This is a genomic window from Streptomyces sp. NPDC037126 (genome assembly GCF_055605965.1).
In genome coordinates this window covers 79,027-94,635 of record NZ_JBVJTD010000027.1, presented here as the reverse complement: position 1 = coordinate 94,635, position 15,609 = coordinate 79,027, and the positions used below count along the sequence as shown (strand labels likewise).

2 protein-coding genes (1 of these 2 only partly in view) are annotated in these 15,609 nt (G+C 74.5%); both read right to left on the bottom strand.

What is annotated here, in order from left to right; genetic code table 11:
* A partial coding sequence (locus ACZ7FF_RS38150; RefSeq protein WP_470818441.1) for a type I polyketide synthase occupies positions 1-3,619 on the bottom strand: 3,619 nt, incomplete at its 3' end.
* A gap of 16 nt (positions 3,620-3,635) precedes the next feature.
* Positions 3,636-15,609, bottom strand: the 3' portion of a protein-coding gene (locus ACZ7FF_RS38145) for a type I polyketide synthase (RefSeq protein WP_470818440.1). Its footprint extends 16,403 nt past the window's final position; 11,974 of the gene's 28,377 nt are visible here — the last part of the coding sequence; its start codon lies beyond the right edge, outside the window — the gene reads right to left on this strand; the stop codon is at positions 3,636-3,638.

Here is a 15,609-nt window from a genome sequence, read left to right as displayed (position 1 = left end):
CACGCGTCACGAACACCAACCGCGCACCAACCGGCCGCTCCCCCGCCAACCACTCCCGCACCAGACCCAAAACACGAACCGACACCTCATGCACCGTGGCAGGAGTCGCATCCGACGCCTCCAACGGCACCACCACCGACGCCGCGACATCAGCAGCCGACCGCACACCACCACCCGAGACCGGCACCCACTCCAACCGCAACAGCGATTCGCGCAGCCCTTCAACGGTGGGGCCGCCCACCGTCGTCGGCCTGGGGCCGAAGGTCACCGCGTCCACGGACAGCACCGGCGCGCCTTCGGAGTCGACCAGGGTGATCGAGGCCGCTTCGCCGTCCGTGCGTCCGATGTGGGCACTGACCGCTGCCGCGCCGGAGGCGTGGAGGGTCACCCCGCTCCATGACATCGGTACGAGGTCGTCGTCGCCGGCCGCTGCGCTCATCACTTCGCTCAGCAGAGCCGGGTGGAGACCGAAGCGGGCCGCGTTCCGGGCCTTGTCACCGGAGAGCGCGAAGTCCTCGTCGGCGACGTCGTTCTCGGCGAAGGGGACGTCCTTGCCGGGGACGAGCCGGCCCGTCGCGTGCTCGGTCCACGGCTCGTCCGGGCCGGCGTCCGTACGGGCGAAGAAGTGCACGCTACGTGCGCCCTCGTCGTCGGGGTCGCCCACGCGGACCTGGAGCACGGCACCGCCGCCCTCGGCGATGACGAGCGGAGCCGCCATGGTCAGGTTCTCGACGTGGTCGCAACCGACGTGGTCACCGACGCGGACGGCCAGTTCGAGGAACGCGGTGGAAGGGAAGAGGACCCGCCCGTCCGCGATGTCGTCAGCGAGCCATGGCTGGGTGAGCAGGGAGAGGCGGCTGGTGAACAGCACGCCTTCGCTCTGCGCAAGGGGTACCACGGCGCCGAGCATCGGATGCTCGGCGGCGATCAGTCCGGCGCCGGCCACGTCACCCACGGCGGGGGTGAGCTCGGGCCAGTATCGCTCGTGCTGGAAGGGGTAGGTGGGCAGGTCGACGCGCTGGGCGCCCGTACCGTCGAAGAGGCGGGCCCAGTCCACGTGGACGCCCGCGCAGTGCGTCCGTGCGAGAGCGCTGACCAGCGCGGCTTCCTCGGCACCATCCTTGCGCAGCGCGGGAACGGCGACCGACGTGTCGTCCAGGCAGACCGACGCCAGGGCCGTGAGGACACCATCGGGGCCGAGCTCCAGGAAGGCCGAGACCCCGGCCTCGCCCAACGCCCGTACCCCGTCGGCGAAGCGGACCGTCTCACGCACGTGCCGCACCCAGTACCCCGGGTCGCACACCAACTCGGCGGACGCCACCCCACCCGTCACGTTCGACACCAGCGGGATCTCCGGGGCCGAGAAGGACAGGCCGGAGACCACCGCACGGAAGTCGTCCAGTATCGGCTCCATCAACGGCGAGTGAAAAGCGTGCGACACCCGCAGCGGTGTCGTCCTGCGCCCCAGCCCTTCGAAGTGGACACGGATCGCCTCGACGGCCTCCCGGGCGCCGGAAACCACCACGGACGACGGCCCGTTGACTGCAGCGAGGGACACCAACTCGGCGAGCAGCGGCCGCACTTCGTCCTCGGCGGCTTCGACGGCGAGCATCGCGCCGCCCTCGGGCAGCGCCTGCATCAGCCGGCCCCGGGCAGCCACCAACGCGCACGCGTCCTCCAGCGAGAACACGCCCGCCACGAGCGCGGCGGTGACCTCGCCGATCGAGTGCCCCGCCACGAACTCCGGCCGCACGCCCAGGGATTCGACCAGTCGGAACAGCGCCACCTCCACCGCGAACAACCCCGCCTGCGCATAGGCGGTCTGGTTCAGCAGCTCCTCGTCCTCGCCCCACACCACATCACGCAGTGACCGGTCCATGTGCGGGTCCAGCCCCGCACACACCGCGTCGAACGCCTCCGCGAACACCGGGAACCGCGCATAGAGTTCACGCCCCATACCCAACCGCTGCGACCCCTGCCCCGAGAACAGCACGGCCAACGACCGCTCGACCGCCACACCCCGCGCGATCTCGGCGCCCTCCACCAGCACCGCCCGGTGCGCCATCCGCGCACGCCCGGACGCCAGGGAGAAGGCCACGTCCAACGGACGTACACCGTCCAGCGCCGTGACGCGCTGCACCTGCGCGTCCAGCGCGCCCTCGGACTTCGCCGACACCACCCACGGCACCACACCGGGCTCGACAGTCGGCTCGATGCCCGGGGGCACAATCGTGGGCGCCTGCTCCACGATCACGTGCGCGTTCGTGCCGCTGATGCCGAACGACGAGACACCCACCCGGTGGGGGTGGTCCGATGCCGGCCAGGGCACCGGTTCGGTGAGGAGCCGGACGTCACCGGACGACCAGTCGACGTGCGTGGAGGGTTCGTCCACGTGCAGGGTGCGGGGCAGCACCCCGTGCCGCATCGCCATCACCATCTTGATCACACCGGCGACACCGGCGGCGGCCTGCGTGTGACCGATGTTCGACTTCACCGAGCCCAGCCACAGCGGACGCCCCCCATCGCGGTCCCGGCCGTACGTCGCCAGCAGGGCCTGCGCCTCGATCGGGTCGCCCAGCGGCGTGCCCGTGCCGTGGCCCTCCACCGCGTCCACGTCGCGGGGTGACAGTCCGGCGCTCGCGAGGGCCTGGCGGATGACGCGCTGCTGGGAGGGACCGTTGGGGGCGGTGAAGCCGTTGCTCGCGCCGTCCTGGTTGACGGCGGAGCCGCGCACGAGGGCCAAAACCGGATGCCCGTTGCGCCGGGCGTCAGAAAGCCGTTCCAGTACGAGGACGCCCACGCCCTCCGACCAGCCCGTGCCGTCGGCCGCGTCCGCGTACGCCTTGCACCGCCCGTCCGAGGCCAGACCGCCCTGGCGGCTGAACTCCATGAGGGAGCCCGGTGTCGACATGACGTTGACGCCTGCCGCCAGGGCGAGTTGGCACTCGCCCGTGCGCAGTGACCGGGCGGCCCAGTGGAGGGCCACCAGCGAGGAGGAGCAGGCGGTGTCCACCGTGACCGCGGGGCCCTCCAGGCCGAGGGTGTAGGAGAGCCGGCCGGAGGTGGCGCTGGCCGCGATGCCCGTGCCGATGTCGCCGGTGGCGTCGTCCAGGGAGCGGACGAGCAGGTAGGCGTAGTCCTGGCCGTTGGTGCCGACGAACACGCCGGTGCGGGTGCCCCGCAGGCGGGCCGGGTCGAGCCCGGCCCGTTCGAAGGCCTCCCAGGAGGTTTCCAGCAGGAGCCGCTGCTGCGGGTCCATGGAGAGGGCCTCGCGCGGCGAGATCCCGAAGAAGTCCGCGTCGAAGTCGGCTACGGAGTCGAGGAAGCCGCCGCACCGGCTGACGCCCATGCCGCGCTCGTCGACCCCGGCGCCGCTGAGGGCGTCGAGGTCCCAGCCCCGGTCGGTGGGGTAGCCGGACATCGCGTCGGTTCCCGAGGCCACCAGGTTCCACAGGTCCTCGGGCGAGGTGACCCCGCCCGGGTACCGGCAGCCCATGGCCACGACGGCGATGGGTTCGGTGGCCGCGGCGAGCAGCTGCCGGTTCTGCCGCCGGAGCCGCTCGGTCTCCTTCATCGAGGACCGCAGAGCTTCAACAACCTTGTCGTGGGCCGTGGTCATGGGTCTGTCCGCTCCGTCAGTCCTGCTGCTCGTGTGCGTCGTCGGAAAGGTTCTGCAGGGCCGCCTGGACCAGGTCGTCGACGTCCATCGCGTCGATGGACTGGTCGTCGTACCCGTCGGGCGCGGCCCCCGGGCCGTCCTGGTGCCGCCGCTCGTCGGCCAGCTTCAGCAGGGGTTCCAGCACGCCGATCCGGCGCAGCTGGTCGAGGGTCACGGACGACAGCAGCGTCCGGAGGCGTTCCTGGGTGTCGTGGCCCTCGGCGTGGTCGCCCACGGTGGCCGGGTCGAGTTCGCGGAGGATGTGCGCGGCCAGTTCGGCGGGTGTCGGGTGGTCGAAGACGAGGGTCGACGAGAGGCCGAGCCCGGTCGCGGCGTTCAGCCGGTTGCGCAGTTCGACGGCGGCGAGCGAGTCGAAGCCGAGGTCGCGGAAGGCCTTGTCGGCGCCGACGAGGTCCGTGCCGGTGTGGCCCAGTACGTCGGCGGCCTGGCCGCGGACGAGGTCGAGTACGGCGGTCCGCCGGCGGGCCCCGGACAGCCCGGCCAGTTCCTCGCGCAGGGGTGTGGCGGCGGTGCCGGCACCGGGGGCGTCCGGGGCCTCGGGCACGGGCAGTTCGGCCAGCAGCCTGCTGGGCCGTACCGCGGTGAAGGCGCGGACGAACTGGCCCGGGTCGACGTCGGAGACGACGGGTGTCGGGACGGGGTCCATGACCGTGCGGCGCAGTGCCAGGACGGCCAGGTCCGGGTCGAGCGGTCGTACGCCGGTGCGCTGTGCCGCCGCCGCGGCCCGGTCGCCGGTGGCCATGCCGTCGCCGCCCCAGGCGCCCCAGGCGATGGAGGTGGCGGGGAGTCCGTCGGCCCTGCGCTGTTCGGCGAGGGCGTCGAGGACGGCGTTGGCGGCGGCGTAGCCGCCCTGTCCGGGGTTGCCCACGGCCGCGGACGCGGACGAGAACAGGGCGAACACCGCGAGGTCGAGGCCCGGTCGACGGGTGAGCCGGTCGAGGTTGAGCGCGGCGGTGACCTTGGCGCGGAACACGGGGGCGCAGCGCTCGGGCGTCAGCCCGTCGATCACGCCGTCGTCCAGGACTCCGGCCGCGTGGATGACGGCGGTGAGCGGTGCCTGGGCGGGGATCGCGGCGAGGACGGCTGCCAGGGCGTCGTGGTCGGCCGCGTCGCAGGCGGCGACGGTGACCTCGGCTCCCGAGTCGCGCAGTTCGGCGGCGAGTTCGGTGGCGCCCGGCGCGTCCGTGCCGCTGCGGCTGACCAGGACCAGGTGGCGGGCGCCGGCTGCGGCCAGGCGGCGTGCCACGCGGGCGCCGAGGGCTCCGGTGCCGCCGGTGATCAGCACGGTGCCCGCCGGGTCCCACGTGCGGTCCGGGGTGCTGTCCGCGGGTACGGGCAGGAGCCGGCGGCCGAGGACCGCCGTGGCGCGGACCGCGACCTGGTCCTCGCCGTCGGGGTGGGACAGGAAGCCGGCGAACCGGGTCGCGGCCGGCGCGTCGAGGACGGGCGGGAGGTCGATCAGTCCGCCCCAGCGGCCGGGGTACTCCAGCGCGGCGACGCGGCCGAGGCCCCAGACGGCCGCCTGGAGGGGCGCGGGCACGGGCTCGTCCGGTGTCGCGGCCACCGCTCCGCGGGTGACGCACCACAGGGGTGCGGCGATGCCCGCGTCGCCGAGGGCCTGGACGAGCGCCGTGGTGAGCGCCATGCCCGCCGGCGCGTCCCGGTCGTCGTCCTCGTCGGTCTCGTGGAGGGCGAGCAGGGAGATCACGCCGTTGAACTCGGCGGTGGGCGCGCTCAGTTCGGCCTGCTGGCGCAGTCGCTTGGCGAGGCGCTCCCGGTCGGTGCCGGGGTCCAGCTCCATGCGGACGGTGTCCGGCCCGAGGGCGCCGAGGAGGGCGGTCGTCCAGGGGGCGTCGCCGTGTCCGGCCGGTACGACGGCGAGCCAGGTGCCTCCGGGGGCGCCGGTGCGGAGTCCGGTCAGCGGTTTCCAGCCGATCCGCTGGCGCCAGCCGTCCACGGTGGACGTCTCCTCCCGGCGGCGGCGCCAGTCGTCCAGTGCGGGCAGCACCTTGGACAGGGCGTCGCTGTCGACGTCGAGACTCTCGGCCAGTGTGTCGATGGACGAGGTGCGTACGGCGGTCCAGAACGCGTCGTCCCCGCTGGTCTCCCGGCGGGCGGGGAGGGTGTCCGGCCAGTACCGTTCGCGCTGGAAGGCGTAGGTCGGCAGGTCCACCCGGCGGGCGCCCGTGCCGGCGAAGACGGCGGGCCAGTTCGGGGCGAGCCCGTCGGTGCCCAGCCGGGCGAGCGCGGTGAGCAGCGAGCGTTCCTCGTCCCGGTCGCGGCGCAGGGCCGGTACGGCGACGACGTCCTGGTCGAGGTCGGCGCCTTCGAGGCCGTCCAGGGCCATCGGGGCGAGTACGGCGTCGGGGCCGAGTTCGAGGAACCGGGCCACGCCCTGGTCGGCGAGGGCGCGTACGCCGTCGCCGAAGCGGACGGTCTCCCGGACGTGCCGTACCCAGTAGTCGGCCGTGCAGAGCTGCCCGGTGCCGGCGAGGTCGCCGGTCACGTTCGACACGACGGGCAGGCGCGGGGCGGTGTAGCCGATGCCCCGGGCCACTCGTGCGAAGTCGTCGAGCATGTCGTCCATGTGCACGGAGTGAAATGCATGGCTGACCCGCAAACGCCTAGTCTTGCGGCCGTCGGCCTCGAAGTCCCGGGCGATGCGCAGGACTTCCCCGGTGTCGCCGGAGATCACCACGGCCCGGGGGCCGTTGACCGCGGCGACGCAGACGCGGTCGGTGAGGCGGGCTCGTACCTCGTCCTCCGTGGCCTGGACGGCGGCCATCGCGCCCGAGGCGGGGAGGGCGGCCATCAGCCGGGCCCGGGCGGCCACCAGGGTGCAGGCGTCTTCCAGCGGGAACACCCCCGCCACGTGGGCGGCGGCGATCTCGCCGATCGAGTGTCCGGCGACGAAGTCGGGCCTGATGCCCCAGGACTCGACGAGCCGGTACAGCGCCACGCCGGTCGCGAAGAGGGCCGGCTGCGTGTAGCAGGTGTCGTCGAGCAGTGCGGCCTCGGCCGTGCCGGGTGCGGCGAACAGGAGGTCGCGCAGCGGGCGGTCGAGCAGCGTGTCGAAGCAGGCGGTCACCTGGTCCAGGGCTTCGGCGAACGCCGGGTGGCGGGCGTACAGTTCCCGGCCCGCGCCCGGGCGCTGGGCGCCCTGCCCCGGGAAGAGGAACGCGGTCCTGCGGCTCCGGGCCGCGGCCCGGCCGCGGAACAGCTGGGGCGTGCTCAGGCCGTCGGCGAGGGCGGTGAGGCCCTGGAGCAGCTCGTCCCGGCCGGCGGCGAGGAGGGTGGCCCGGTGGTCGAAGGCGGACCGGGTGGTGGCGAGCGAGTACGCCACGTCGGTGACGGCGGTGTCCGGTCGCCCGGCCAGGTGGGCGAGCAGGCGCATGGCCTGGGCCCGCAGGGCGTCGGGGGTGATCGCGGACAGCGGGACGGGTACGGGGCCGCCCTCGGCCCTCGCACGGTCGTCGGTGTCCGGGTGGTCGGGGGCTTGTTCGAGGATCACGTGGGCGTTGGTGCCGCTGGCCCCGAAGGCCGAGACGCCGGCCCGGCGCGGCCGGTCGGTGTGCGGCCAGGCCGTGTCCTCGGTGAGGAGTTCGACCGCGCCGGCCGTCCAGTCGACGTGCGAGGACGGGGCGTCCAGGTGCAGGGTTCGCGGCAGGACGCCGTGGCGCATCGCCAGGACCATCTTGATGACTCCGGCGACGCCCGAAGCCGCCTGGGTGTGGCCGATGTTGGACTTCAGGGCGCCGAGGAGCAGCGGGTGTCCGGGCTCGCGATCCTGGCCGTACGTGGCCAGCAGCGCCTGCGCCTCGATCGGGTCGCCGAGAGTGGTGCCGGTGCCGTGCGCCTCGACGGCGTCGACCTCGGCGGGCGTGAGGCCCGCGTTGGCGAGGGCCCGCCGGATGACGCGCCGCTGGGACGGTCCGTTGGGGGCGGTGATGCCGTTGGAGGCGCCGTCCTGGTTGACGGCGGAGCCGCGCAGCACGGCGAGCATCTGGTGGCCGCGGCTGCGGGCGTCGGAGAGGCGTTCGACGACGAGGACGCCGACACCCTCCGACCAGCCGGTGCCGTTCGCCGAGTCGGAGAAGGCGCGGCAGCGGCCGTCCGGGGAGAGGGCGCCCATCTCGCCGAACTCGACGAAGCCCACGGGGGTGGACATGACGGTCACGCCGCCGGCCAGCGCCATGGAGCACTCGCCGCTCCGCAGGGCCTGCGCGGCCAGGTGCAGGGCCACCAGGGAGGACGAGCACGCCGTGTCGACGGTCACCGAGGGGCCTTCGAGGCCGAGGGTGTAGGACAGCCGGCCGGACAGCAGGCTGGCGGACTGGGCGGTCTCCACGTGGCCGATCCCGCCGATGGAGGGCCGGTAGTCGCCGCTGCCGCCGCCGATGAACACGCCGGTGTCACCGCCGCGCAGCGTGGCCGGGTCGACCCCGGCGCGTTCCAGCGCCTCCCAGGCGGCCTCCAGCACGATCCGCTGCTGCGGGTCGACGATCATCGCCTCGCGCGGCGAGATGCCGAAGAAGGCGGCGTCGAAGTCGGCGACGTCGTACAGGAACCCGCCGTGCCGGGTGACGCTGCGGCCGCGGCCGTCGGCGTCGCCCCGGGCCAGCCGGTCCAGGTCCCAGCCGCGATCGGCGGGGAAGTCGCCGATGGCGTCGGTGCCGGTGCGCAGCAGGTCCCACAGTTCCTCGGGGGTGCGCACGCCACCGGGGTAGCGGCAGCTCATGCCGACGATGACGATCGGGTCGTCGGCGGTGCCGCCGTCCGCGGCCCGTCGTACCGTGGCCGCGTCCTCCGTGTCCCGTTCGCCGAGCAGTTCGGCCCGCAGCCGTGCCGCGAGGGCCTCCGGGGTCGGGTGGTCGAAGACGAGGGTGGCGGGCAGCTTCAGACCGGTGACGGTGCCGAGCCGGTTGCGCAGGTCGACCGCGGTCAGTGAGTCGAAACCGAGGTCCCGGAAGGCGTGGCCGGGCGGGACGGACTCGGCGTCCGCGTATCCGAGGACGTCCGCGACCTCGTGGCGGACGAGCGCCAGGAGCAGGTGGTGGCGCTCGGTGTCGTCCGCGCGGGCGAGGAGGTCGGCGCGCAGCGCGGCGGCCGCCGTGCCCCCTCCGTCCACCGGGTCGCCGACCGGTGCACCGGTCGCCGCGAGGGCGGCACGCGCCTCGGGCAGTTCCCCGAACAGTGCGGTGGCCCTGGTCTGCGTGAACGCGGGCGCGAATCGCTCCCACACCACGTCGGCGACGGTGACGGACCCGGCGTCCGCGGCGACGGCCCCGCCCAGTTCGGCCAGGGCGCGCTCGGGCGTCATGGGCGGCAGCCCGCTGGTGCGCAGGTGCCGGGCGAGGGAGCCGTCGGCGAGGTCCGTCCAGGCGCTCCACGCCACGCACAGGGCGGTCTCGCCACGGGCGCGGCGGCGCTGTGCGACGGCGTCGAGGTAGGCGCTCGCCGCGGCACCCTCCTCCTGTCCGCGCACGCCCCAGGTCCCGGCGATCGAGGCGAACACCACGAACGCGTCGAGCGTGCGGTCGCCGAGCGCCGCTTCGAGGGCTTCGACGCCGGCCCGTACACGGCCGGGGCCGACCGGGTCCGTGGCGGGCCCGTCGCCCTGGCCGGTGTGGATCACCGCGGTCAGCGGGTACCAGTCCGGCACGCGGTCGAGGGCCGCCGACAGCGCACCGGAGTCGGCCGGGTCGGCGGTGACGACGGTGAGTCCGGCGCCCAGCTCGGCGAGTTCGGCGTCCAGCGCCGCCACCGCGTCCGCGTCCGGCTCCGTCGCGCCGGCCAGCAGCACGTGCCCGGCGCCCTGACGCGCGAGCCAGCGGGCGGTGTGCCCGCCGAAGCCCTGGACGCCGCCGACGACCAGCACCGCGCCGCCCGGGCGCCAGCCGTCCGCACCCGCGTCCGCCGCCGGTACGGCTCGCACCAGGCGCCTGGCGTAGACGCCCGAGGCGCGCAGCGCGAGCTGGTCCTCGCCGTGCGGGTCCGCCAGCGTGGCGCGCAGCCGCCGCGCCGCGCGCTCGTCCAGCAGGTCCGGTACGTCGATCAAGCCACCCCATCCGGTGGGGTGTTCGAGGGCGGTGACCAGGCCGAGGCCCCAGATCGCGGCCTGGGCGGGATCGGCGGGCGCGTCGGAGCGTCCGACGCTCACCGCGTGCCGCGTCGCGCACCACACGGGTGCCTCCACTCCGGCCTCGGCCAGCGCCTGGGCGAGGGCGTCCGGGCGGGCGAGCCCGGCCGGCAGGGTGCCGTCGTCTTCGGCCGCGCGGCCGTCCACGGCGAGCAGGGACAGTACGCCCGCGATCGGTGCGCCGTCCGCCGCGAGTGCGGCGAGCCGCCCGGCGAACGCGTCGGGGTCCGCCGCGTCGACGGCGACACGTTCGGCGTGTGCGCCGAGGGCTTCGAGCACGGAGGCGACCCACGGGTCCTCGTGCTCGGGGAGGTTCACGGGTACGAGCGCCAGCCAGGTCCCGGACGGCGCGCGGCCGTCGCGCGCCGCCGTGCCGGTGAGCGGCTTCCAGGTGATCCGGTAGCGCCGTCCGTCCTCGGCGCCCGGTGCGGCCGTTGCCGGTGCGGGCGCGGCCTCGGGCCAGTACAGCTCGCGCTGGAAGGGATAGGTGGGCAGGTCGACACGGTGGGCTCCCGTACCGTCGAAGAGCCGCGCCCAGTCCACGTCGGCACCCGCGCAGTGCGTCCGCGCGAGGGCCGTGACCAACGCGGCCTCTTCGGAAGCGTTCTTGCGGAGGGCGGCGACGGCCACGACGTGGTGGTCCTCCAGGGACACCGACGCCAGGGCCGAGAGCACGCCGTCCGGGCCGAGCTCCAGGAACGCGGAGGCGCCCGCTTCACGCAGGGCGTGGATCCCGTCGGCGAAGCGGACCGTCTCACGGACGTGCCGCACCCAGTACTCCGGGTCGCACACCAACTCGGCGGACGCCACCCCACCCGTCACGTTGGAGACCAGCGGGATCTCCGGAGGCGAGAAGGAGAGGCCGAAGACCACCGCACGGAAGTCGTCCAGCATCGGCTCCATCAACGGCGAGTGGAAAGCGTGCGACACCCGCAGCGGTGTCGTCCTGCGCCCCAGCCCTTCGAAGTGGACACGGATCGCCTCGACGGCCTCCCGGGCGCCGGAAACCACCACGGACGACGGCCCGTTGACTGCGGCAAGGGACACCAACTCGCCAAGCAGGGACTGCACTTCGTCCTCGGTCGCTTCGATGGCGAGCATCGCGCCGCCCTCGGGCAGCGCCTGCATCAGCCGGCCCCGGGCAGCCACCAACGCGCACGCGTCCTCCAGCGAGAACACCCCCGCCACATGCGCCGCCGCCACCTCGCCGATCGAGTGCCCCGCCACGAACTCCGGCCGCACGCCCAGGGATTCGACCAGCCGGAACAGCGCCACCTCCACGGAGAACAACCCCGCCTGCGCATAGGCGGTCTGGTTCAGCAGTTCCTCGTCCTCGCCCCACACGACGTCCCGGACCGACCGGTCCATGTGCGGGTCCAGCCCCGCACACACCGCGTCGAACGCCTCCGCGAACACCGGGAACCGCGCATAGAGTTCACGCCCCATGCCCAGCCGCTGCGCCCCCTGCCCCGAGAACAGGAACGCGGGCGACCGCTCGACCGCCACACCCCGCGCGATCTCGGCGCCCTCCACCAGCACCGCCCGGTGCGCCATCCGCGCACGCCCGGACGCCAGGGAGAAGGCCACGTCCAGCGGACGTACACCGTCCAGCGCCGTGACGCGCTGCACCTGCGCGTCCAGCGCGCCCTCGGACTTCGCCGACACCACCCACGGCACCACACCGGGCTCGACAGCCGGCTCGATTCCCGGGGACACCACCGTGGGAGCCTGCTCCACGATCACGTGCGCGTTCGTGCCGCTCACGCCGAAGGCGGAGACGCCGGCCCGGCGCGGCCGTCCGGTTCCGGGCCACGCCTGTTCCTCGCGCACGAGGGTGACGGCACCGTCGGACCAGTCGACGTGGGTGGACGGAGCGCCGACGTGCAGGGTGCGCGGAAGCACCCCGTGCCGCATCGCCATCACCATCTTGATCACACCGGCGACGCCCGCCGCGGCCTGCGTGTGACCGATGTTCGACTTGACGGCGCCGAGCAGGAGGGGCCGGTCCCCGGGCCGGTCGTGGCCGTAGGTGGCGATCAGGGCGTTCGCCTCGATCGGGTCGCCGAGCGGGGTGCCCGTGCCGTGGGCCTCGACTGCGTCGACGTCGGCCGGGGACAGGCCCGCGTCGGCGAGGGCCTGGCGGATGACGCGTTGCTGGGCGCGCCCGTTGGGGGCGGTCAGGCCGTTGCTGGCGCCGTCCTGGTTGACGGCGGCGCCCCGCAGGACGGCGAGCACCTCGTGGCCGTTGCGGCGGGCGTCCGACAGCCGTTCCAGGACGATCAGACCGGCGCCCTCCGACCAGGCCGTGCCGTCCGCCGTGTCGGCGAACGCCTTGCAGCGGCCGTCGGGGGCGAGGCCGCCCTGCGCGGTGAACTCCACGAACGCGTCCGGGCTCGACATCACCGAGACACCACCTGCGAGCACCAGGGAGCACTCCCCCGCCCGCAGCGCGCGGGCGCCGAGGTGGAGTGCCACCAGGGACGAGGAGCAGGCCGTGTCGACGGTCACCGCCGGGCCTTCGAGGCCCAGGGTGTAGGAGAGCCGGCCGGACATGACGCTGGCCGTGGTGCCGGTGGCGACGTGGCCCTGTACGTCGGCGGTGCCCCGGCGCAGCACGGTCATGTAGTCCTGGCCGTTGGTGCCGACGAAGACTCCCGTGTCGGTGCCGCGCAGCGTGTCCGGGGCGATGCCGGCGCGCTCCAGGGCTTCCCATGAGGTCTCCAGCAGCAGGCGCTGCTGGGGGTCCATGGCGAGGGCCTCGCGCGGCGAGATGCCGAAGAAGCGGGCGTCGAACAGGCCGACGCCGTCGAGGAAGCCGCCCTCCAGCGTCGCGGAGTTGCCGCGGCCCAGGGTGTCGAGGTCCCAGCCCCGGTCGGCGGGGAACGTGCTGATGGCGTCCTCGCCGCGGGTCAGCAACCGCCACAGGTCCTCCGGGGAGGCGACCCCGCCGGGGAAACGGCAGCTCATGCCGACGATCGCGATCGGGTCGTCGTCCACCGCCGGTGCCGTGCGCGTTCGCGTGCCGGTGTCCCGTCCGGACTCGCGTACGCCGTCGGCGAGTTCGGCGAACAGGTGGGTGGAGAGGGCGAGCGGGGTCGGGTGGTCGTAGACGAGGGTCGCGGGCAGGCGCAGGCCCGTGGTGGCGGTGAGCGTGTTGCGGAGTTCGACGGTGGTCAGGGAGTCGAAACCGAGGTCGGTGAAGGCCTGGTCGGCACCGACGGCGGAGGCGTCGGTGTGTCCGAGTACGGCGGCCACCTGGGTCCGCACGAGGTCGAGGACGAACTTCGGGCGTGCCCCTTCGGCGAGTGTGGCGAGCCGCTCGCGCAGTGCGGACTCCCCTTGCGCCGCGCCGGTGTCCCGCGCGGGTGCGGCGGCGCGTACTTCGGGCAGGTCGGCGACGAGCGGGTTGGGCCTGAGGGTGGTGAACACCGGGGCGAAGCGCGCCCAGTCGATGTCCGCCACGGTCAGGGTGGTGTCGTCGTGTTCGATGGCGTGCAGCAGCGCGGTGACGGCCGGTGCAGGCGCCATCGGGAGGTAGCCGCCGCGGCGGACCCGGTTTTCGACGCCCGCGCCTTCGGCGGCCATGCCCGCCTCGGCCCAGGGGCCCCAGGCCACGGAGGTGGCGGGCAGGCCCTGGGCGCGTCGCTGTTCGGCGAGGGCGTCGAGGAAGGCGTTGGCTGCGGCGTAGTTGGCCTGTCCGGCCGCGCCGAGGGTGGCCGCGGTCGAGGAGAACAGGACGAAGGTTTCGAGGCCGCTGTCGCGGGTCAGCTCGTGCAGGTGGCGGGCCGAGGTGACCTTCGGTCCGAGTACGGCGGCGAAGGACTCGGGCGTCAGCGTGTCCAGGACGCCGTCGGCGACGACGCCCGCCGCGTGGAACACCGAGGCGAGCGGGAACTCCTCGGGGACGGCCGCGAGCACGGCGGCGAGGGCGGCCCGGTCCGCGGTGTCGCAGGCGGTCAGGGTGACCCGTGTGCCCTGTCCGGCGAGTTCGTCGAGCAGTTCCCGTGCGCCCGGGGCCTGTTCGCCGCGCCGGCTGACGAGCAGCAGGTGTTCGGCGCCCTGTGCGGCGAGCCGGCGGGCGACGTGGGCGCCGATGCCGCCGGTGCCGCCGGTGATCAGGGTGGTGCCGGCCGTGGAGAGGCCGCGGACGGCGGGGCGGTCCGCCACGGGGTGGCGGGTGAGCCTGCGGACGTAGGTGCCCGAGGTCCGGACCGCGGCCTGGTCCTCACCTGTGGTGCCGGTCAGCAGGCCGGCCACCCGCCGGGTCACGGCGGGGTCGAGCCGTTCGGGGAGGTCGATCAGGCCGCCCCAGCGCTCGGGGTGTTCCAGGGCGGCGCTGCGGCCGAGGCCCCACACCATGCTGTGCGCGGGTGCGGTGAGCCGGTCCGAGCAGCCGACGCGGACGGCTCCCCGGGTCACGCACCACAGGGGCGCGTCGAGGCCGGCGTCGCCGAGGGCCTGCACGGCGGCGGCCGTGGCGAGCAGCCCGTCGTCCTGGAACGCGAGGAGGGACAGCACGCCGTCGAACTGGTCCTGTTCGGCGGTCAGTTCACCTAGTCGCTCGGCGAGTTCGGCACGCTGGGTGCCGACGGGCAGCTCGGCGCGGACCAGTCGTACGGTGTCGGAGGCGAGGCCGTCGAGGAGCGCGGCCGGCGCGTCGGTGCCCGCGGGCAGCAGGCACAGCCAGGTCCCGGTGAGGGGGGTTCCCGAGTCCGTGCCGGTGAGCGGCTTCCAGGTGATCCGGTAGCGCCGGCTGTCGGCGGTGGACGCCTCGCGGCGCCTGCGTCGCCATGCCGACAGCGCGGGCACCATCGCCGCCACGGTGTCGTCGTCCAGTTCGAGGCCTGCACCGAGGGAGGGCAGGTCGGCCCGCTCGACGGCGGACCAGAACTCGGCGTCCACGGGGTCGGACGCGGCCGCGGGTGCCGCCGGCAGGGCCTCGGGCCAGTAGCGCTGCCGCTGGAACGGGTAGGTCGGCAGGTCGAGGACCCGTCCGCCGGTGCCGGCGAACACCGCGCCCCAGTCGATGCGTACGCCCCGGGTGTGCAGGGTGGCGAGGGCCGTGGTGAGTGTCGGTGCCTCCTCGCGGCCGCGGCGCAGCGCGGGTACCGCGGCGGGGGGCGTGTCCGTGTCGCCCGTGGTGGCGCCGACGGCTCCGGTGAGCACGCCGTCCGGGCCGAGTTCCAGGAAGGTGGCGGCGCCCTGGTCGGTGAGGGTGTGCACGGCGTCGGCGAAGCGCACGGTGGCGCGGACCTGTCGGGCCCAGTACCCGGGGGCCGTCAGCTGCTCGGTGGTGGCCGTCGCTCCGGTCACCGTGGAGACGAGCGGGATCACCGGCGGGTGGTAGGTGAGCCCGCGGGCCACTCGGGTGAAGGCGTCGAGCATGCCGTCCATGTGCGGGGAGTGGAAGGCGTGGCTGACCCGCAGCCGCTTGGTGCGGCGTCCCTGCGCGGCGAGTCGGGCGGCCAGTTCCAGGACGGGTTCCTCGTCACCGGAGACGACCACGGAGCGCGGCGCGTTGACGGCGGCGAGCGCCATGCGGTCCTCGTGGCCGGCCAGCAGCGGCAGCACCTCGTCCTCGGCCGCCTCCAGCGACACCATGGCGCCGCCGCCGGGCAGCGCGGCCATGAGCCGGGCGCGGGCCGCGACGAGGGTGCAGGCGTCCTCCAGGGAGAGCACACCCGCGACATGGGCGGCGGACAGCTCGCCGATCGAGTGCCCGGCGACGGCGCCGGGCCGCACGCCCCAGGACTCCAGCAGCCGGAACAGGGCCACTTCCAGTGCGAACAGG